The sequence below is a fragment of the Myxacorys sp. genome (assembly GCF_059501405.1).
Map to the genome: position 1 here is coordinate 1 of NZ_JCACCM010000121.1, position 18795 is coordinate 18795.

The following is an 18795-nucleotide window of genomic DNA, read 5'->3' on the forward strand; positions in this document are numbered from 1 at the left end:
GTTTATTTCACAGCCTTGCTGATTGAACTTCGCTGAAAGGTCAACAGAACCTAGATGGGTTGCTAAATCGCAAAGTTACTAAACGCAAAGCCAGTGAGATCGAAATGGATATCGCGCCCGAGAATTTCGATTCGACGCTTAACCAATATTGATTAGCCACTATACAACCGGAGCCTGCTGGTTTGTCGATCGTCACTCTCTTCCAGCAATTTATCGACCACAAAGCCAGCGAGGGGATTTCCCTAACCTCAAACCTTGAAATCAATAGACTTATTGGGGAATAAAGTGGGCTTAAGGACAAAGTTTTCCGATTCTTCTTCCAGTTATGCTGCATCAAGATAGAAATTCCACAAACCTGCTGCATTCAACATCAAACAGTCATCGAAATCACGTATACGATTTCGATAGGCATCCGTTACTGCCCGATATCGCTTGATGCTTGCCTAAGCCTGTTCACACACTACTCGTTGACGGCTGAACTCTCGGTTCTCCTGCTTCTGTTGTTGGGTTAATTCGTGTCCCTAGCTTAGCCACGACCGCTCAACAGTTTGCCGCAGGCATTCGGGGACATTGGACCATTGAAAACCGTCTGCATTGGGTCAAAGATGTGGTCTTTCGGGAAGATGATTGTCCGCTCAAACTCGCTCATGCACCAGAAAACTGGGGGCTCATTCAGACTTGGGTGGTCAACCTATTTCGCTTACAGGGTGAATCCTCGATTACCTAAGCATACTTAGATATCCAAGTCATCAAACTTCAGCTTAGAGCCGAACGTTTCAATAAATTCCCGACGAGGGGCAACGCGATCGCCCATCAACACAGTAAAGACTCGATCGGCTTCTGCCGCATCCTCAATTTCAACCCGCTTCAGCGTTCGCGTTTCAGGATTCATCGTGGTATCCCAAAGTTGTTGCGGCATCATTTCACCCAATCCCTTAAAGCGCTGGATGTTATAACTGGCGTTGGCTGGGAATTCTGCAATCCGAGTTTGCAAGTCGCGATCGCTGTAGCAGTAGTAGTGATTTCGACCCCGTTCAATCTTGTAAAGCGGCGGACACGCAATGTAGACATAGCCTTGATCAACCATCATGCGCTGGTAACGGTAGAAGAAGGTGAGCAACAGGGTGCGAATATGAGCACCGTCTACGTCCGCGTCCGTCATGATGATAATGCGGTGATAGCGCAGTTGCGACGAGTCGAATTCCTCACCCTTGATGCCTAACCCGAGGGCGGTGATCAATGCCTGAATTTCAGTGTTCTTGTAGATCTTGGCATCGTCCGTTTTCTCGATGTTGAGGATCTTACCCCGGAGCGGAAGAATCGCTTGGAATCTGCGATCGCGTCCTTGCTTTGCAGATCCTCCTGCCGAATCCCCCTCTACAATGTAAATTTCTGATTCGCCTGGGTCGCGCGAAGCGCAATCGGCAAGCTTTCCAGGCAGCGTTGAAGATTCTAGAACCGACTTACGGCGCACCATTTCACGGGCATGCCGTGCGGCTTCTGCCGCTTTGTAAGCTTGAACTGCTTTCTCAATAATCGCGTCGCAAACGCTTGGACGGAAATCGAGATACTCAGTCAAGACTTCGCCGACTAAAGAATCAACAATGCCTCGAACTTCAGTATTTCCGAGCTTTGTTTTAGTTTGACCTTCAAATTCGGGATCAGGAACTTTCACCGAGATAACGCCGGTTAAGCCCTCGCGGATGTTTTCACCTGCAAGATTGGGTTCGCCTTCTTTAAGCTTGTTGCGCTTCCGAGCGATCGCGTTCAAGGTGCGAGTCAGAACGGCTTTTAATCCTTCTAAGTGAGTTCCACCATCGACAGTACGAATGTTGTTGGCAAAGCCAATGATGTTGTCGGTATAAGCATCGGAACACCATTGCAGCGACACCTCAACCTGAACGTTGTTGCGCTCGCCTTGCACATAAACAATTTCTTCGTGCAATGGCTGCTTTTCGCGGTTCATGTAAGCGATATACTCGCGAATGCCGCCTTCATAGAAGTAGACTTCAGTATGAACATCCTCGCCTTCTAGCAAGTGAGAGCGGTAGTCAGTGAAGGTGATTCTGACGCCGCCATTAAGGTAGGCTAACTCTCGCAGCCGACCAGAAAGCAGTTTGTAGTCGAACTCAATACCCGTGGTGAAGATGGTGGCATCGGGCATAAAGGTCATTGATGTGCCAGTTTTGACGGGAGACAGAGGCTTAACCTCTAACTCGCCCACCGCTACACCCCGCTCAAACCGTTGCTTATGAACTTTTTTGTCGCGCCAAATGGTAGCTTCAACCCAGTCCGACAGAGCATTTACAACTGAAATACCAACTCCGTGTAGACCGCCTGATACTTTATAGCCGCCACCGCCAAACTTACCACCTGCGTGCAGGATAGTCATCACAGTTTCGAGGGCAGACTTGCCGGTTCGCTCGTGAACATCAGTTGGAATGCCGCGTCCATCGTCAGTAACGGTGACAGATCCATCGGCATTGAGGGACACTTCAATATTTTTACAATAGCCAGCGAGAGCTTCATCTACGGAGTTATCTACAACCTCGTACACTAGATGATGCAACCCACGCGGTCCGGTTGTGCCGATATACATACCGGGGCGTTTGCGGACTGGCTCAAGACCTTCAAGGACTTGGATCTGTTGGGCACCATAGTTCGTCGTCATATGTGAAGCGCTCTTTTAGGGCAACTAAAGCTGGAATTAGTAATGGAAGACTAAAATCTATCAAAATTCTAGCACAAAAGGCTTGTAAGCGATTTTCAGGCAGTCTCGCAGGAAGTTTGAAATGGGGATCGATCAGTCTGTTTTGTATCAGAAGGAAGAAAATGGCTCTTTAAATCTTGGCTTAGACCTTGGCAGGACTCCAGAAAAATCGACAAAAGATACATTTGTACCATCTCTTATTATACTCTGTGGCGCAACGGCATCAGGAAAATCTAGTCTGGCGCTCTCCCTAGCGCAGCGTTTGAATTCAATCATCATTAGTGCAGATTCGCGCCAAGTGTATCGAGAGTTTAACATCGGAACGGCAAAACCAACCGCACAAGAGCAAAATCTTGTGCCGCACCATCTAATTGATATCTGTGAACCAACGGAAACGCTGACAGTAGCAGAGTTTCAAGCGATGGCGAGGGCAATCATTGAAGGAAGGAATGAGAGTGGAGAGACGCCTTACAGCGACGTCAACATCAGGAAGGATGAAAAAGCGATGCCGAAACACTCCTTTCATCCCTCATCCCTTCCTGCGTCAGCGTTGCCGCAAGGCGTCTCTCGTCCCTTATTGGTTGGCGGCACTGGGCTGTACCTCAAATCGATTGTGCGGGGCATGAAGATTCCGAGGGTTGCTCCTCAAGCGGAGTTACGATCGCAGCTTCAGACACTAGGACAACCGCAACTTCACGCCTTTTTACAACACGTCGATCCAGCGTCAGCTCAGCGAATTCATGCGAACGATCAGGTGAGGACGCTGAGAGCGTTGGAAGTTTTCTATGTTACGGGTCGCCCGATTTCTGAGCAGCAGGGCGAAGATCCACCCTCGTATCCGATTTTGCAAATTGGATTAGAATCAAGCATTCTAGATCAACGGATTGAGAAACGTACGGCGCAAATGATTGAAATGGGATTTGAAACGGAAGTGAGAATGCTGTGTGAGAAGTATGGTGAGGATTTGCCACTTCTTAATACCTTGGGCTACAGCGAGATGAAGCAGTATTTGCGCGGCGACGTTTCGTTAGCAGAAGCAGCACGATTAATTGTGCTGCATACGCGACAGTTTGCGAAGCGTCAGCGCACATGGTTTCGATCGGATCAGACAATCGAATGGTTTGATTCTGATTCACCGGACGTGCTGGAACAGGTTTGGCAGCGCTTCACCCAGTTTTTGCAGGCTCATACAAAATGATGCGGTTGCCGTCCGGATCGTAGGCGTAGATTTCTCGACCGTGGGACGGGTGAAGAATGGCTCCGGGCGGTGGGTAGCCGAGAGAAGTCAGGTGCGCGATCGCATCGTCCAAATCCTCAACTTCGAGACAAAGGCTGATAGCCGGATGGGGCGACAGTAATGATTCAGCGTCACGGGGTTTGTAAATTCCCAGGCGGATGTCCTTGATCTGAAATTCTGCATAGACGTTTGGTAGGTGAGCCGTCGCGCCTTGACTTAGCAATTGCCCGTAGAACGTTACAGATTGCTCAACGTTGAAAGCGGCGATCGTGGTCAACGCCCTGCTAATTTTCATCTTCCAAAATCCTCATGAACTACGAATCAGAAATCGCTAGATTGGGAGAGAACCTTCTTGAGGATATGGCAATGACTGCTACACTCTCTGCTCCTCAGTCTATTGAAGCGTGGCTTGGTGATGAAGCTGAAGATTTGCTCACGTTTAAAGCAAAAGTGTCGAAAGACATGCTGCATTTGCCTGGGGCGGATTTCGTCGATCGAATATTTGTTGGAAGCGATCGCTCTCCCCAAGTCCTGCGAAACCTGCAACAGCTCTATTCAACAGGGCGATTAGCGAATACAGGTTATCTTTCAATCTTGCCAGTTGACCAAGGCATTGAGCATTCGGCAGGCGCGTCGTTTGCGCCAAACCCCATCTATTTTGACAGCGAGAATATTATTAAGCTGGCGATCGCAGCAGAATGTAATGCGGTTGCAACAACGCTTGGAGTTCTAGGCAGTGTGTCTCGCAAGTACGCTCACAAGATTCCGTTCATTACCAAAATCAACCACAACGAACTGCTGACTTACCCTAATCAAGCCGATCAAATTTTGTTTGCCTCGGTTGAGCAAGCTTGGAATTTAGGCTCGGTGGCGATCGGGGCCACCATCTATTTCGGTTCGGAAAGCTCATCGCGCCAGATTCAAGAGATTAGCCGGGCGTTTGCTCGCGCACACGAGTTAGGCATGGCAACGATTCTTTGGTGCTACTTGCGAAATCCAGTGTTCAAGCAAGACAAAGATTATCACCTCGCCGGAGATTTGACTGGGCAAGCCAATCATTTGGGCGTCACGATCGAGGCAGACATCATCAAACAGAAATTGCCTGAATACAACAACGGCTATGGGGCAGTGGAAAAAGCTACAGGCAAGAGTTATGGCAAAACTAACGAACGAATTTACACTGACTTGACAACTGATCATCCGATTGATTTAACTCGCTACCAAGTGCTGAACTGCTACGCGGGACGGGCTGGACTGATCAATTCGGGTGGTGCGTCAGGAAAGTCTGACTTCGCGGAAGCCATTCGGACGGCTGTGATCAACAAACGCGCAGGCGGAAGTGGCTTGATTTCGGGTCGCAAAACCTTTCAGCGACCGTTTGAGGAGGGCGTCAAGCTCTTTCACTCGATTCAAGACGTTTACCTCTCTCCCGATGTCACGATCGCGTAGTTAATTTAGCGTTAAGGTTTCTCGGCTAAGGATTAAGGTTTGAGTTAGAATCCTCTAGAATCCATGCCTGCTTCGGTTAGGTTTTGGATCTAAATTTTCTACTCAACCTTAATTTTTAATATGAAGTTGGCAGCACGGGTCAGTCAGGTTACGCCTTCATTAACGCTTGCGATCGATGCAAAAGCCAAAGCGATGAAACGCAATGGGGTTGATGTTTGTAGCTTTAGTGCCGGAGAGCCTGATTTTGATACGCCCGACCATATTAAACAAGCCGCAGTAGCAGCGCTGCAACAAGGTAAAACGCGCTATGGCCCGGCGGCGGGAGAACCCAAGTTAAGAGATGCGATCGCCCATAAGCTTCAGTCAGACAACAATCTTTGCTACAGTGCCGACAATATCATCGTCACCAATGGCGGTAAGCATTCGCTATACGGGTTGATGATGGCGCTGATTGAGCCGGGAGATGAGGTGATTATTCCGGTTCCATTTTGGGTAAGCTATCCCGAAATGGTGAAGCTGGCAGGTGGAACGCCCGTCATGGTGAACACGACGGCAGAGGCGCACTACAAAATTACCCCAGACCAATTGCGGCAAGCGATCACTCCGAAAACGAAACTATTTGTCTTGAACTCGCCCTCGAATCCGACGGGAATGGTATATACGCCCAATGAGATTCGCGCGATCGCGCAGGTGATTGTCGAGAAAGATATTCTTGTGGTGTCGGATGAAATCTACGAAAAGCTGTTGTACGACGGAGCCGAGCATCTCAGCATTGGAGCCGCTAGTCCAGAGGTCTTCGATCGCACGATTATTAGTCATGGATTTGCTAAGGCGTATTCGATGACGGGATGGCGGGTTGGATATTTAGCGGCTCCGGTCGAAATTATTAAAGCGGCAACAAAGATTCAAGGACACAGTACGTCGAATGTGTGTACGTTTGCTCAATATGGCGCGATCGCGGCGTATGACGGCTCGCAAGAGTGTGTCGAACAGATGCGCCAAGCGTTTGCAGAACGGCGACAGGCTATTTTTGATCTGATTACGGCGATGCCAGGATTAACGTGCGTCAAACCAGATGGGGCGTTCTACCTGCTGATTAATATCAGCAAGTTTGGCATGGGTTCGTTGGAATTTTGCGATCAGTTGTTAACCGAGCATCAAGTGGCGGCTATCCCAGGAATTGCGTTTGGGGTGGATGATCATATCCGGTTGTCCTATGCAACAGACATGACCACCATTGAACGAGGAATGGAGCGGTTGGCTATGTTTGTGAAGTCTAAACTGTAGAGGGTTGAGCGCTAATTTTTAAAATCGTTTCTGTTTAAAGGGCGATCTCACGGCTTCAATCTGTGATCGTGCCCTAATTTTCCGCATCCTGAATCTGTTGCAACAGCGATCGCTTGCAAACTCCAAAGGATTGCTTCGCTTTGCGGAGTGTTGGTTGCACTTGATAGAACGCTTGTGCTGTTTAGTTATCGGCTAGTTTGGGTGCTTCTGCTTTTGAATGAAAAAGGCAATTCACAGAACTGAGAAAAGGAACCTATACTGAATTTAACGTTGGGAAAGGATGTGAATCAATGCAAACGCCAACCTACGAAGAGGTGTTAGATTTGGCTCAACGCTTGAATCTTGATGAACAAGTTCAGTTGTTGCAAGCGTTAAGCCATCTGATTTACCGATCTGCTGCCGTTGAAGGAAGTGACGAAGTGATTTCGCCAGCAGAAATTGCGGAGAGTGAAGCTGCAATACAAGATTATTTGGCAGGACGCGATCGCGGCATCAGTTCAAAAGCGTTGAGACGGCAATTATTGGGAGAGCATCTTGGCTGATTGGGATTATGTTCTCCTCAGACCTGCTCAGCGCTATCTAAAACGGATGCTGATTGAGGATCAACTGAGGGTGATTGAAGCGCTCGATCGATTGGTGCAAGATGCAACGGGACTCGATATTAAACCGCTCAAGGGTCGCCCTGAACTGAGATTACGGGTTGGGAAATATCGGGTTTTGTTTGTGGAAGATCAGGAGAATGAGGTTTATGTGGTGACGACGATCGCACCTCGTGGGGATGTGTACAAGTAGCGATCGCTAGGGTTGGCTGGGAAAAGGCGATCGCACCTCCAAAACCCGCGATCGCACCGCTCCAATCCGCGATCGCTTATCTTTGAGCTGAGATCGTCGTTCTCTTCTGTGCGATCGCACCTCATTGTTGCAGGTCGATTGTGTGATCGCTTTCGGCTTGAAGATCTTGGAGGAGCGATCGCGTCATCGAATGGTTAGACAGTTCTGCAGATCGATCGCTTTGAAGCACTTGCCACAAGAAAGCTCGGAATCGTTGCCAAACGGTTTGTGCCTTTAGATGCGTTTCTCCTAATTGCTGATAGAAGATTGCAATCGATTGGAGGAAAAACATTTCTGCTTCTGCATATCGCCCCAAGATTACATAAAGTCCTGCCAAATTGTTTAACCGGATTGCTACATCCTGATGGTCGTCTCCTAACGTTCGTTTACTGATTCGCATTGCCTGAAGGTAGTACGATTCTGCACTAACATACCGTCCTTGCAGCTCGTACAGTACTGCTAAATTGTTCAAGCTTGCGGCAACAGAGGGATGGTCTTGTCCTAACCGTCGTTGCCGGATTTCGAGAGCTTGCAGATAGAGCGACTCCGCATCCCCATACCGTTCTTGAGATTTATATAATCCTGCCAAATTGTTCAAAATTGTAGCAACAGCGGAATGGTTCTGTCCTAACTGCTGCTGCTTGGCTTCGAGAGCTTGCAAATAGAGCGGCTCCGCATCCCCATACCGTCCTTGAGACTTATACAGTAATGCTAAATTGCTCCGACACGTTGCCACATAGAGATGGTTGTCTCCTAACTTCTGTTGCCAGATTTCGAGAGCTTGCAGCAAGAGCGGTTCTACCTCAGCATATTGCCCTTGAGATCGATACATTAATGCCAAATTATTCAGGCTAGTTGCCACATCGGGATGATTGTCTCCAAGCCGCTCGATCACAATTCTTCGACTGTGCAGATACCATTCCTTCGCTTCCTCAAACGCTGATTGTTCTTCATAAAACCAAGCAATCCGATTAGAAGGCTCAATCAAGTCTTTATCCGTAAGCCAAGGATTGAATGTTGTTGCAGCCTCTTTAAGATGGGGAATCGCAGGTGTGAATCTCTTCATTGCCTCTAGCGTCATCATCTGGGGAATCTGCTCTGCAACTTCTACCATCATCTTACAAAACGATCGCTTCCACTCCCCCACCTCTGCCATCTGCTCTCGCTTCACCGCAAAAAACTCTCTCAACAATTGATGCAGTTCATACATCCCTTCCCCAACCCGATTCAGCAAACTCAGATCCACTAACTTCTCGTCGCGCAAATCCTCAAGGTCTTCTTCATCCCAATCCGGCAAACAGCCCTGCACTAACGTCCACGGAATCTCAGCCAAGGCAAACAGACTCAGTAATGCCGCCAACTGCTGCGCCTCTTCGTTTAGTTCTTGCCAACTCAACTCAAACGCTGCCGTCACACCCAACGTTGCGGTCATTCCCGGCTCTGCTTCTAGCAGCGCTTTCGCTTCTAGCTTTTTATCTTGCAATCGCTGCCACAGTTTCGCCAGCGAAACATCTTTTTTTCGCGCCAGATATCGCCCCACTAGTTCCAGTCCTAGCGGCAAACAGCCCAACCATTGGCACAGTTCCTTAGCTTGATCAAGGTCTTGATCAATTCGTCCATCCGTGACTAGCGATCGCAATAATTCCAGCGCCAATGCTTCCGAAAGCACCTCGATTTTCAACGATTCAACGTTTGCTAGAGGCTGCGATCTCGTCGTCATCAACACCTTAAAGCGCGACTTTGCGGGCGGCAAAAACGGTGCGATTTCAGCGTAGTCCTGCACATCATCAAACACAATCAGACAATCCGCCGATGGAAACTGTCCCCAACACCACGCCACTTGTCGAATCAAATCTGGCAGTTCTGGCAGCGTTAGATCAAGCGTTGTTCGCGCAAAATCCACAATCTCGGTTCCCACATCCACCCGTGCATTCAGCCAACAGACCCCACCCGGATACGTCTGCGATTGTAGATGTTTCAACGCATATTGCACCGCTAATTCTGTCTTGCCAATCCCTCCCATTCCAGAAACTGCACAAATCGATACCGACTGTCCCTGCTGTAACAGCGAGTGCAACGTGTCGAGCGTGTCTTCTCGTCCTACAAACGTCTGCGTTCCGCGTCGAGTTAGATTGGTTGGGGTACTTAACTTTGCCCGTGCCCCTCCAGGCGTCTCCTTTCAATGATGGTGAGTATGTTCTCCTCCCTGAAAAACTGTGTTTCCATCCCGCATTTGGTTTTGATAGTTCGTCCCGCCGTAGTTGTTCTGCTGTTGGTTCATGCTACTCTCGTCTTGAATCACTTCTAGATGAATTTCTTGCGCCAACTGTTGAATCCTTGCGGCAAACTGCGGATCATCGTCCATCGCCACCTGCAAATAAGCAGTCAGTCGATCTTTTTCAGCCAAGTTTCCCTTTTCGATTTCGGTTAGTGCTGCTTCTGCTGTCGGCTTTCCCCACAATTTCTGACGAATCCCCTGATACAAGTCGTCAAGCTTCTTCAATCCTGTCTCAGTAAACTTCTTGGCAAGCTCCCCTGCCCCCGATTCAATAAACTTTCTAAACGCAAGATCAGCGATCGCGGCAGCAGTCAGGGTCGTTACAGGTTCCATAAGGGCAAGTCCGACATATTTCTATCCCTTTTCTACTCTAGAAACTAAGAATCTTCCGCAAACCCTCACGATTTCTGTAGAAAACAGCAACTTTTCTATTTGAAGTGCCATCATTCCTGTTTCAAGTGGAATTGTTCCTATCCGAAATGCCATCGTTCCTACTTGAAATGCGAGCGCTCTATTTTCAAGCAGGATCATCCGAGGTCAAAGCTCGATCAGTTGAGGTTAAAGCTTGACCGTCGGAATATGGAGAGCGATCGCAGATGAATAGAGACTCAAACCTGCTCCTTTCAAACCTATCGACAACACAGCGAGAACCCCCCATTCTCCGCAATCTAGGATTTGTCACCGCAATTCTGCGAGATGTTGTCCTCAGATATAAGCTACTTTAGAGATTGGGATTTCTTACGGTTGCTTCGCCACCTCCGAAGAGATTCGTCACGCGAAGTTCCAGCGTCCTTTGGAGCTTGGCAAAGCCAATCGCGCCGCTCCATCTATTTCTTTGAGCCATTAGCCTTCCATGAACATCCTTAGCAACCTGCTTCCATCTCCCAAAAAACGTCGGGGAATCGAGATCAAATCCCCTCAAGAAATCGAGACCATGCGCCAAGCTGCCAAAATTGTCGCGATCGTCCTCAAAGAAATCTCCGAAATCGTCAAACCCGGCATGACCACCGCTGATCTCGACGCCCACGCCGAAAAGCGGATTCGCGAGATGGGCGCAACCCCAAGCTTCAAAGGCTATTATGGCTTCCCAGCCTCTATCTGCTCCAGCATCAACAACGAAGTTGTTCACGGCATTCCCAACCCCAAAAAAGTAATCCGCGCCGGAGACGTGCTGAAAGTCGATACTGGCGCATTTTACGAAGGCTTTCATGGTGATTCATGCATTACGATCGCCGTAGGCAAGGTAACGCCCCACGCTGCCAAGCTTATTCATGTCGCAGAACAAGCCCTCTACAAAGGCATTGAACAAGTCCGAGCCGGAGCCTTCTTGCTCGATCTCGCCGGGGCCATTCAAGATTACGTCGAAGAAAACGGCTTCAAAATTGTCGAAGACTTCACTGGACACGGCGTAGGACGCAACCTCCACGAAGAGCCATCCGTATTCAATTTCCGCACCCACCAGATGCCGAATGTGAAACTGCGAGCAGGCATGACCCTTGCAATCGAGCCGATCGTCAATGCTGGCTCCAAAAATACGCGCGTTCTCCCCGATCGCTGGACAGCCGTAACCGTAGACAAATCCCTTTCTGCACAATTTGAACACACGGTTTTGGTGACAGAAAACGGCTACGAAATTTTGACCGATCGGACGAAGATTTAGGGTGCACTGAAACCGTAGAACTTGTTGGCAGCAGATTTGATAACCGATAAAGGCATCCGCTATATCAGTTATCAAATCTGCCAACCGAACTCTAGAGCTTTCTAGCACTCACAACCAACGCGCTACTCAATCAGCGAGGTTACCCAAGTCGTTTCATTCTCTTCAGTCTGCTGCGGCTGAGCCAATCGCCACGTTTTTCCTTCGCGTTGACGCTGCACATACACCTCGAAGGGATTATCGCGCTGGCTGGCTTCTTGAGTCTTCAGTTTGAGCGTGAAATCGTAGGTTCCTTGCACCCGGTAAGACGGCAGATCTTGAATCGTGACCGGAGTTTGCTCAGCAATTTCGACGCGATCGATCTTCAGCGCCGATTTAGGCAATGATAGTTTTAACTGCTGACTCAATTCTTGCTGAGTTTGACCGACCTGAAGCGCGATCGCTTTTCGCACCAAGTTTTTGCTCGGCAATCCATTCCCACTACAAGCGGTTAACAACGCCACTAACAGCACCGACAACACAACTCGAATCCATCGATTCACGGCTCTATCCTCACCATATCGCTCCTTCTCCTAGCCTATCAGCGATAGCATAAGCCAGACGGGTTTGAGATGGAAATTTCACGATGGCTGAGAAATTTATTAGGTTAAGCGATTCGATTTACGAGTATCTCGTGTCTCATTCGGTGCGAGAGACAGATGCACTTGCTCAACTACGAGCAGAAACTGCCACTCATCCGCAAGCTCGAATGCAGATTGCGCCGGATCAAGGTCAGTTTATGGCGCTGTTGGTTCGGCTGATGGGTGCGAAAAAAGCGCTAGAAGTTGGAGTGTTCACGGGCTACAGTTCCTTATCCGTGGCGTTGGCACTGCCGCCCGATGGCAAACTCATTGCCTGTGACGTGAGCGAAGACTACACTGCGATCGCGCGTCGCTATTGGCAATTAGCAGGCGTTGCGGACAAGATCGATCTGCATATTGCACCCGCTTTAGAAACTCTGGATCACTTGCTGCAAGAAAGACAGGCAGAAACGTTTGATTTTGCTTTTATTGACGCAGATAAAGGCAGTTATCAACACTACTACGATCGCGCTCTGCAACTTGTGCGTCCAGGCGGACTCATCGCGATCGATAACGTGCTTTGGTCAGGTCGAGTCGCTGATCCAACCGATCAAGACAAGATTACCAACACACTCCGGGCGTTTAATCAAAAACTGGCAGCCGACGATCGGGTGAGTCTTAGTCTTGTTTCGATCGGAGATGGCTTAACGCTGGCCCTTAAGAAAGGTTAGGATGCGGCAACCCCGTGAGTTTGATAGTGGTCTAGAAACTGCTCAAACTCTGGAGTAAATACGTCTACTTGAACCGAGGCATTAACTTCTCGCAGCTTTTCCCAACTGGAATCTAGAGTTGAACGAGTCTGTTGATTCATCGACAGAAACGATAGCGATTTTCCCAGTTTGACCGCTTGCGTCATGCCAGACAGTAAGATGGAAAGTCCAGCTTGGTCAATGGTGTCAATCCAAAGCAAATCGACAACGATAGCATCGGCTTGCGCGATCGCGTCACCTAAATGTGTTCCAAACGAGGTTTCAGTTAAATCTGAAAGATTGCCGTTCGGCTGCAGAACTACTGTAGTTGGAAAGGCTTTATCATCCGTTGAGTCTAAAATCAATTCACCGTTTATCATGCCGGTTCTTTTGGTTTGACAAGTCTCTGAGTTCTTTAAGGATGAAGTAAATCAGACAGAATGGCGGCGTCATCCGTCACCAAGTACTGGTGTTTTAAATCACACGAAATTTTATGGACGTTCGAGCAGGCTATACGCTTCCGGTATTTGCATGTGCGGCTGCGATCGCGGCGCTAAAACAGCTCCAGACATCTCAAGCGGTTGCTTCGGTTGAGGTAGATTTGATTCAACCCGCTCGAACAGTGAAAATTGAGATCGAGCAGGTGGCAAGCCTCCAACCCGGAGCCGCGCTGGGAATCACGCGGAGCGATCCAGGCGACAATCTAGATTTGACGCGGAATACTCCAGTCTGGGCGATGGTGAGTTACCAACAGGAAATGGGGGAAGCCCGCGTTGTGCTAGACGGAGGAGAAGGGGTTGGACGGACGGGCGAGGGAGCCGCCATCTATGCTTATGCTAAACGGTTGTTGATTGAAAATTTAGAGCGATCTCTCCAACCCAATGAAACGATTCGAGTCACCATTATTTTGCCAGAGGGACGATCGCTCGCCAAACGCACGTCCAATGAAGCCTTTGGGGTGGTCGAAGGATTGTCGCTTTTGGGAACCTCTGGCATCGCTCAACCGCTTAGCGCTCCCGGTCAGCTAGAGCTGTTTCGACAAGAGTTGCAGGAGAAAGCTCAGCGATTTGACTGCCTGGTGTTTTGTGTCGGTGAGAACGGGTTAGATTTGGCGACTCGACTAGGAGTTGAACCAGAAAGACTAATTAAAACCGCAAATTGGCTCGGTTCGCTGCTGGTCGAAGCGGGTTTGCAACAGGTGAAGTCAATTCTGCTCTTTGGCTATCACGGAAAACTCATCAAACTGGCAGGCGGAATTTTTCATACCCATCATCATGTTGCTGATGGTCGATTGGAAATTCTGACGGCTCACGCCGCTAAAGCAGGACTCCCAACGGTAGAGCTACAGAGGATTTTTGATTGCGCCACAACCGAAGACGGCTTGAACTATTTGAGAACTCTAGATGGAGATTGGGTCGAGCGAGCGTACAGCGCGATCGCAGAAACGATCGATCATCGCTGTCAGGCTTATATTTATACCCATGCCCAAGCCTCTGTTCAAGTCGGCTCTGTGCTGTTTGATCGGTCTCGTCAGATTCTCATCCAAAGCCAAATTGCAACCACACTGTTGAAGCAAGTTTGCTAATGTAATTAAAATAGCCAAACAACTCTATACATCTAGTTAAAGACGCATTTTGTATTGTTCTTTAAAACGACGCTTAGCCAGTTTGCCTACCCACACTCAGACTTTGATCAGGTGAAATTTCCGTGACAGCACAGACAGAACAATCCCTTCTTGATACAACCGCATCTACGAACACATCGACTCTCGACAAGCTCAACCGCCAAATGATCGTCATTCTAGACTTTGGCTCTCAATATTCTGAGTTGATTGCGCGGCGCATTCGTGAAACTCAAGTTTATTCTGAGGTGTTGTCGTACCGCATGACGGCTGAGCAACTGCGTCAACTCAATCCGGTTGGAATCATTCTCTCTGGAGGTCCGAGTTCGGTCTACGACAAGGGCGCTCCGCATTGCGATCCAGAAATATGGAATCTGGGAATTCCAGTTTTGGGCGTTTGTTACGGAATGCAGTTGATGGTGCAACAACTGGGAGGCAAGGTTGAGCGAGCAGATCTTGGCGAATACGGCAAGGCGAGCTTGATGATTGACGATCCGACCGATCTACTGACGAATGTGGGCGAAGGCTCCATTATGTGGATGAGTCACGGTGATTCGGTGACGACCATGCCTGACGGATTTGAGATTTTGGCACACACAGCCAATACGCCTTGTGCCGCGATCGCTCACCACGATCGTAAACTTTATGGCGTTCAGTTTCATCCAGAGGTGGTTCACTCGCAGGATGGACAGTCTCTGATTCGCAACTTTGTTTATCACATCTGCAAATGCCATCCAACCTGGACAACCGATGCGTTTGTGGAAGAAGCGGTGCGCGAAATTCGGGGCAGAGTCGGAGATAAGCGAGTGCTATTAGCGCTGTCTGGAGGTGTTGATTCATCCACGCTGGCGTTTTTATTGCATCGCGCGATCGGGGATCAGCTAACGTGCATGTTTATCGATCAGGGCTTTATGCGCAAGCTAGAGCCAGAGCGCTTAGTCAAGCTTTTTCATGAACAGTTTCACATTAATGTGGAATATGTGAATGCTCGCGATCGCTTTTTAGCGGCTGTCGCCGGTGTGGATGATCCGGAAGAGAAACGCAAGCGAATTGGGCATGAGTTTATTCGAGTCTTTGAGTCAGAATCAAGGCGGTTAGGCCCGTTCGATTACTTGGCTCAGGGTACGCTCTATCCTGACGTGATCGAGTCGGCAGATACGAATGTTGATCCGCAAACCGGGGAACGGGTGGCAGTCAAAATTAAGAGCCATCACAACGTCGGGGGCTTGCCTAAAGATCTCCGATTTAAGCTGGTAGAACCTCTGCGGAAGCTGTTCAAAGATGAAGTTCGGAAGGTAGGACGCTCGATTGGTCTGCCTGAAGAAATTGTGAATCGTCAGCCGTTCCCAGGCCCAGGTTTAGCGATTCGCATTCTCGGTGCAGTCGATGAAGAGAAGCTCGATATTTTACGCGATGCTGACTTTATCGTTCGTCAAGAGATCAATCGTGCAGGCATGTATAACGATTTTTGGCAGGCGTTTGCCGTATTGCTTCCCGTTCGCAGTGTGGGTGTAATGGGCGACCAGCGTACCTATGCTTATCCGATCGTGCTGCGATTAGTGTCGAGTGAAGATGGCATGACAGCGGATTGGTCTCGTGCTCCCTACGATTTATTAGAAACGATTTCTAACCGAATTGTGAATGAAGTGAAAGGAGTAAATCGAGTGGTGTATGACATTACCTCGAAGCCGCCTGGCACGATTGAATGGGAATAGGATACGGCGATCGCAGGAATCGCGGCTAGTTCATCAAAGGGGCTAGCCACCAACTTCCGGCAAAGCCGGAGGCTTGGAAAGGGGAACCGCTCAAAGCGGATTAACCTCTACCATTCATCCGATAATCGCAACTGTTCAATCCGTTGGTCTTCACTCTCCTGTTCTTGAATGTACTTACGAACTGTCCCTTCATCTCGTCCTACCGTCGAGACATAGTACCCTCGCGCCCAGAAATGCTGTCCCACAAAGTTCTTCCGCTTCCCCCCATAGTTCCGCGCGATCGCTATCGCACTTTTGCCTTTGATCAATCCCATTACCTGCGACACCGAGTACTTGGGTGGAATCGAAATCAGCATATGCACATGTCTGCACACAAGTGTCCTTCTTCGATCCGACACTCCTTCTGTCGAGCCAGTTCGTGGAAGATTTTCCCTAAATACTACCGCAGTTCCTGCTCCATCGCTTTGCGTCGATATTTGGGAATAAACACCACATGGTATTTGCACTCCCATTTTGTATGGCTTAAGCTACCGATATCTTTCAGTTGAGTCTCCTTGACGCGAAGACCACAATTGCTTCGTGTTAACGAGACTTTTCCTGAGACTCCCGGTACTGTCAAACTGTGGGAGTTCCCCAGCAGAGCTGGAGGTTTACCCGATTGAATTATCAAATGCACAAAGGCTTGAATGTTCATTCCGGTTAATGCCCTCAGCAATCAGTCTTGACCCATTACTCGCTCAATGCCCAGCATTTGTTTCATCCCAAGTAGCCTTGCGATGATTATGACCTATTTCACAACGGGTCTAACTTTCGTGGCACTACTGGTATGCTCATGCTGTCGCTACGTGCTGTCATCCTTTGAACAAACGTTGAGCAAAACGGTCTACTGATAACTTTTGGCTTGAGTCTCAAATAGCTGAGCATAAGCCCCTCTTAGTTGAACTAGCTCGGCATGGGTTCCGCTTTCGATAATGTTGCCGCGATCGACCACATAGATCCGATCTGCCATTTTCACCGTTGAGAGCCGATGACTAATCAATATGGCCGCTTGATCTTTGATCAGCCTCCGGAAGTTTTGAAACACTTCATACTCGGCTTTCGGGTCCATTGCGCTCGTGGGTTCGTCTAGAACGATAAGCTGCGACTTCCGCAAGAAGGCTCGCGCTAAGGCAACTTTCTGCCACTGCCCGATGCTGAGTTCTTCACCTTGATCAAATAGCTTTCCTAAAATCGTGTCGTAGCCGTGTGGCAAGCTGCGAATCACTTCATCTGCACCCGAATGGCGAGCAGCCGCAACAATATTATCGTGGGTTGGAGGAACTTCAATATTGCCTAGCCAGATGTTTTCGGAAGCAGAAAAGTAGTACTTAACATAATCCTGAAAGATTACACTAATCTGACGGCGTAAGTCAATAATATCGTATTCGCTTAGGTCAACGCCATCGAGCGTAATTCTTCCGGTCGTTGGAGCATACAATCGACACAGTAGCTTGATTAGTGTAGTTTTACCAGAGCCATTCTCACCGACTAATGCAATCACCTCACCAGGACGAACAGATAAGCTAACGTCTTTGATGGCCCAGCGAGTTGTTGTGCCATATTGGAAACTAACCCGATCAAACACAATCCCCGATCGCATGGGACAAGGAATAAGTTTCGGGTAGGCAGGTGCTTTGATTCCCGGTTCGAGTTCCAAGAATTCATAGAGATTTGTCAGAAAGAGATTATCTTCGTACAGCGCAGATACGCTGCCCAAAAGTCCTCGGAGAGAGCTTTGGCCGCGCTGTAGGGCTTCGTGATAAATGACTAAATCACCCAGCTTAAGTGACCCTTGTAACGTTTGATAAACGATGAAACTGTACGCCGCAAAAATTAATGTGGCTGCCAAAAGTTGAGCGGCTAGACTGGAGAGCCCTTGTCGGGTTTCGATCGTTAGTCCTTCTCGATAAAGCTGCTGCCGAATCGCATCAAACCGTTGACTAAACAGTTTTCCTAAGTCAAAGAGTCGAATTTCTTTCGCAAAGCTTGGATCGGTCAACATCCAACCCAAATATTCTGTCTGGCGTTCCATTTCGGTGCGCCGCCGATGCCAGCCAAAAATCACCCTTGCGTACTTTAACTTGACTAGTATGGCTGGAAGCGCAGCAACAAACAGAATTCCCGCAATGCCCCAATGCAAGGAGACCAGTACACCAATCATCGTCACCAGAGAGATGCCTTCTTGAGAAACTTGTACCAAATTGTTCAAGATTTGATTGGGGCGGTAACACGCTTCTTGTTGAGCACGCTGAAGCGAATTGTGATACTCCGCGTTTTCGTAATACTCTAGGTCAACCTCGATCGATTTAGCATGAACAATGCTCTGCATGTAGTTTGTGACTTTCTCAGACTGGGCATGATTCACTAGATCTGATAGAGACGCACAAACCGTTGTCGCTACAATGCTGGCTCCTAGCAACGCAAGTAGCACCATCGTCTGCTGAAACACCCCACTTTTATCTGCGATCGCCAAGCTTTGGGTGACGGCATCAATCAGAAGTTTCGTGAGATATAACCCGATTAGCGGCAGAATGCCCTGGATGATCAGCAACAGAATGCGAGCAACAGTCCACGAGGGAGCCGCCTTCCATACCAAGCGAAGGGCAGGCAGAAAGCGGAGGGACTGTTGAAATTTGCGAACGAGGCGAGAGGCAGACATGTA

Annotated in this window: 17 protein-coding genes and 2 pseudogenes; 10 read left to right on the forward strand and 9 right to left on the reverse strand. The window is 48.8% G+C overall.

Going from position 1 to position 18795, the window contains the following annotated elements:
* The first annotated feature begins 577 nt into the window (after positions 1-577).
* Entirely contained in the window at positions 578-727 is a 150-nt protein-coding gene (locus AC5I6P_RS16045) for a hypothetical protein (protein ID WP_495694922.1), read from the forward strand.
* Between the two features lie 6 nt (positions 728-733).
* On the opposite strand, the gene gyrB is transcribed toward AC5I6P_RS16045, so the two are convergent.
* On the reverse strand, positions 734-2671 hold the full coding sequence (gene gyrB / locus AC5I6P_RS16050; protein WP_495694781.1) for a DNA topoisomerase (ATP-hydrolyzing) subunit B: 1938 nt from the start codon (positions 2669-2671) through the stop codon (positions 734-736).
* Between the two features lie 121 nt (positions 2672-2792).
* On the opposite strand from gyrB, the gene miaA reads away from it, so the two are divergent.
* Entirely contained in the window at positions 2793-3908 is a 1116-nt protein-coding gene (miaA, locus tag AC5I6P_RS16055) for a tRNA (adenosine(37)-N6)-dimethylallyltransferase MiaA (RefSeq protein ID WP_495694782.1), read from the forward strand.
* On the opposite strand, the gene AC5I6P_RS16060 is transcribed toward miaA, so the two are convergent.
* Positions 3877-4242 (reverse strand): VOC family protein, encoded by a 366-nt coding sequence (locus AC5I6P_RS16060; RefSeq protein ID WP_495694783.1) that lies wholly within the window; start codon positions 4240-4242, stop codon positions 3877-3879. The genes miaA and AC5I6P_RS16060 overlap by 32 nt on opposite strands.
* 71 nt (positions 4243-4313) lie before the next feature.
* Between AC5I6P_RS16060 and AC5I6P_RS16065 the strand changes: the two genes are divergently transcribed.
* The 4 genes from AC5I6P_RS16065 (at position 4314) to AC5I6P_RS16080 (ending at position 7475) form a co-directional block, all read left to right on the forward strand.
* A complete protein-coding gene (locus tag AC5I6P_RS16065; protein ID WP_495694784.1) occupies positions 4314-5396 on the forward strand; it encodes a class I fructose-bisphosphate aldolase in 1083 nt (360 codons plus the stop codon).
* 120 nt (positions 5397-5516) lie between these two features.
* On the forward strand, positions 5517-6683 hold the full coding sequence (locus AC5I6P_RS16070) for a pyridoxal phosphate-dependent aminotransferase (protein WP_495694785.1): 1167 nt from the start codon (positions 5517-5519) through the stop codon (positions 6681-6683).
* Between the two features lie 290 nt (positions 6684-6973).
* Complete coding sequence (locus tag AC5I6P_RS16075) at positions 6974-7225, forward strand: hypothetical protein (protein ID WP_495694786.1); 252 nt, start codon at positions 6974-6976, stop codon at positions 7223-7225.
* On the forward strand, positions 7218-7475 hold the full coding sequence (locus AC5I6P_RS16080) for a type II toxin-antitoxin system RelE family toxin (protein ID WP_495694787.1): 258 nt from the start codon (positions 7218-7220) through the stop codon (positions 7473-7475). The genes AC5I6P_RS16075 and AC5I6P_RS16080 overlap by 8 nt, the downstream gene beginning before the upstream one ends.
* A gap of 121 nt (positions 7476-7596) precedes the next feature.
* Here AC5I6P_RS16080 and AC5I6P_RS16085 read toward each other — a convergent pair whose 3' ends face one another.
* The 3 genes and pseudogenes from AC5I6P_RS16085 to AC5I6P_RS16095 form a co-directional block, all read right to left on the reverse strand.
* Positions 7597-8946 carry a tetratricopeptide repeat protein gene (locus AC5I6P_RS16085; protein ID WP_495694923.1) on the reverse strand — a complete coding sequence of 450 codons (1350 nt, stop codon included), beginning with the start codon at positions 8944-8946 and terminating at the stop codon, positions 7597-7599.
* 198 nt (positions 8947-9144) lie between these two features.
* Positions 9145-9597: pseudogene (locus tag AC5I6P_RS16090) on the reverse strand (NB-ARC domain-containing protein); the annotation flags it as partial.
* A gap of 96 nt (positions 9598-9693) precedes the next feature.
* Entirely contained in the window at positions 9694-10125 is a 432-nt protein-coding gene (locus AC5I6P_RS16095) for a hypothetical protein (RefSeq protein ID WP_495694788.1), read from the reverse strand.
* A gap of 520 nt (positions 10126-10645) precedes the next feature.
* Here AC5I6P_RS16095 and map point away from each other — a divergent pair.
* Positions 10646-11452 carry a type I methionyl aminopeptidase gene (gene map, locus AC5I6P_RS16100; RefSeq protein WP_495694789.1) on the forward strand — a complete coding sequence of 269 codons (807 nt, stop codon included), beginning with the start codon at positions 10646-10648 and terminating at the stop codon, positions 11450-11452.
* Positions 11453-11574: 122 nt separating this feature from the next.
* On the opposite strand, the gene AC5I6P_RS16105 is transcribed toward map, so the two are convergent.
* Positions 11575-11991: a hypothetical protein gene (locus AC5I6P_RS16105; protein ID WP_495694790.1), complete on the reverse strand. Its 417-nt coding sequence runs from the start codon at positions 11989-11991 to the stop codon at positions 11575-11577.
* Positions 11992-12074: 83 nt separating this feature from the next.
* Between AC5I6P_RS16105 and AC5I6P_RS16110 the strand changes: the two genes are divergently transcribed.
* Positions 12075-12740 (forward strand): class I SAM-dependent methyltransferase, encoded by a 666-nt coding sequence (locus AC5I6P_RS16110; protein WP_495694791.1) that lies wholly within the window; start codon positions 12075-12077, stop codon positions 12738-12740.
* On the opposite strand, the gene AC5I6P_RS16115 is transcribed toward AC5I6P_RS16110, so the two are convergent.
* Positions 12737-13138: an STAS domain-containing protein gene (locus tag AC5I6P_RS16115; RefSeq protein ID WP_495694792.1), complete on the reverse strand. Its 402-nt coding sequence runs from the start codon at positions 13136-13138 to the stop codon at positions 12737-12739. The two genes, AC5I6P_RS16110 and AC5I6P_RS16115, sit on opposite strands and share 4 nt — an antisense overlap.
* Before the next feature lie 113 nt (positions 13139-13251).
* Here AC5I6P_RS16115 and cbiD point away from each other — a divergent pair, with 113 nt between their 5' ends.
* Both cbiD and guaA read left to right on the forward strand, forming a co-directional pair.
* Complete coding sequence (gene cbiD / locus AC5I6P_RS16120; RefSeq protein WP_495694793.1) at positions 13252-14343, forward strand: cobalt-precorrin-5B (C(1))-methyltransferase CbiD; 1092 nt, start codon at positions 13252-13254, stop codon at positions 14341-14343.
* A 122-nt stretch (positions 14344-14465) separates the two neighbouring features.
* The gene (guaA, locus tag AC5I6P_RS16125; protein WP_495694794.1) at positions 14466-16094 is read left to right on the forward strand and encodes a glutamine-hydrolyzing GMP synthase; all 1629 of its coding nucleotides are present in this window, start codon (positions 14466-14468) and stop codon (positions 16092-16094) included.
* 107 nt (positions 16095-16201) lie between these two features.
* On the opposite strand, the pseudogene tnpA reads toward guaA, so the two are convergent.
* Positions 16202-16638, reverse strand: a pseudogene (gene tnpA / locus AC5I6P_RS16130) (IS200/IS605 family transposase).
* A 339-nt stretch (positions 16639-16977) separates the two neighbouring features.
* Complete coding sequence (locus tag AC5I6P_RS16135; RefSeq protein WP_495694795.1) at positions 16978-18792, reverse strand: ABC transporter ATP-binding protein; 1815 nt, start codon at positions 18790-18792, stop codon at positions 16978-16980.
* Positions 18793-18795 lie beyond the last annotated feature (3 nt).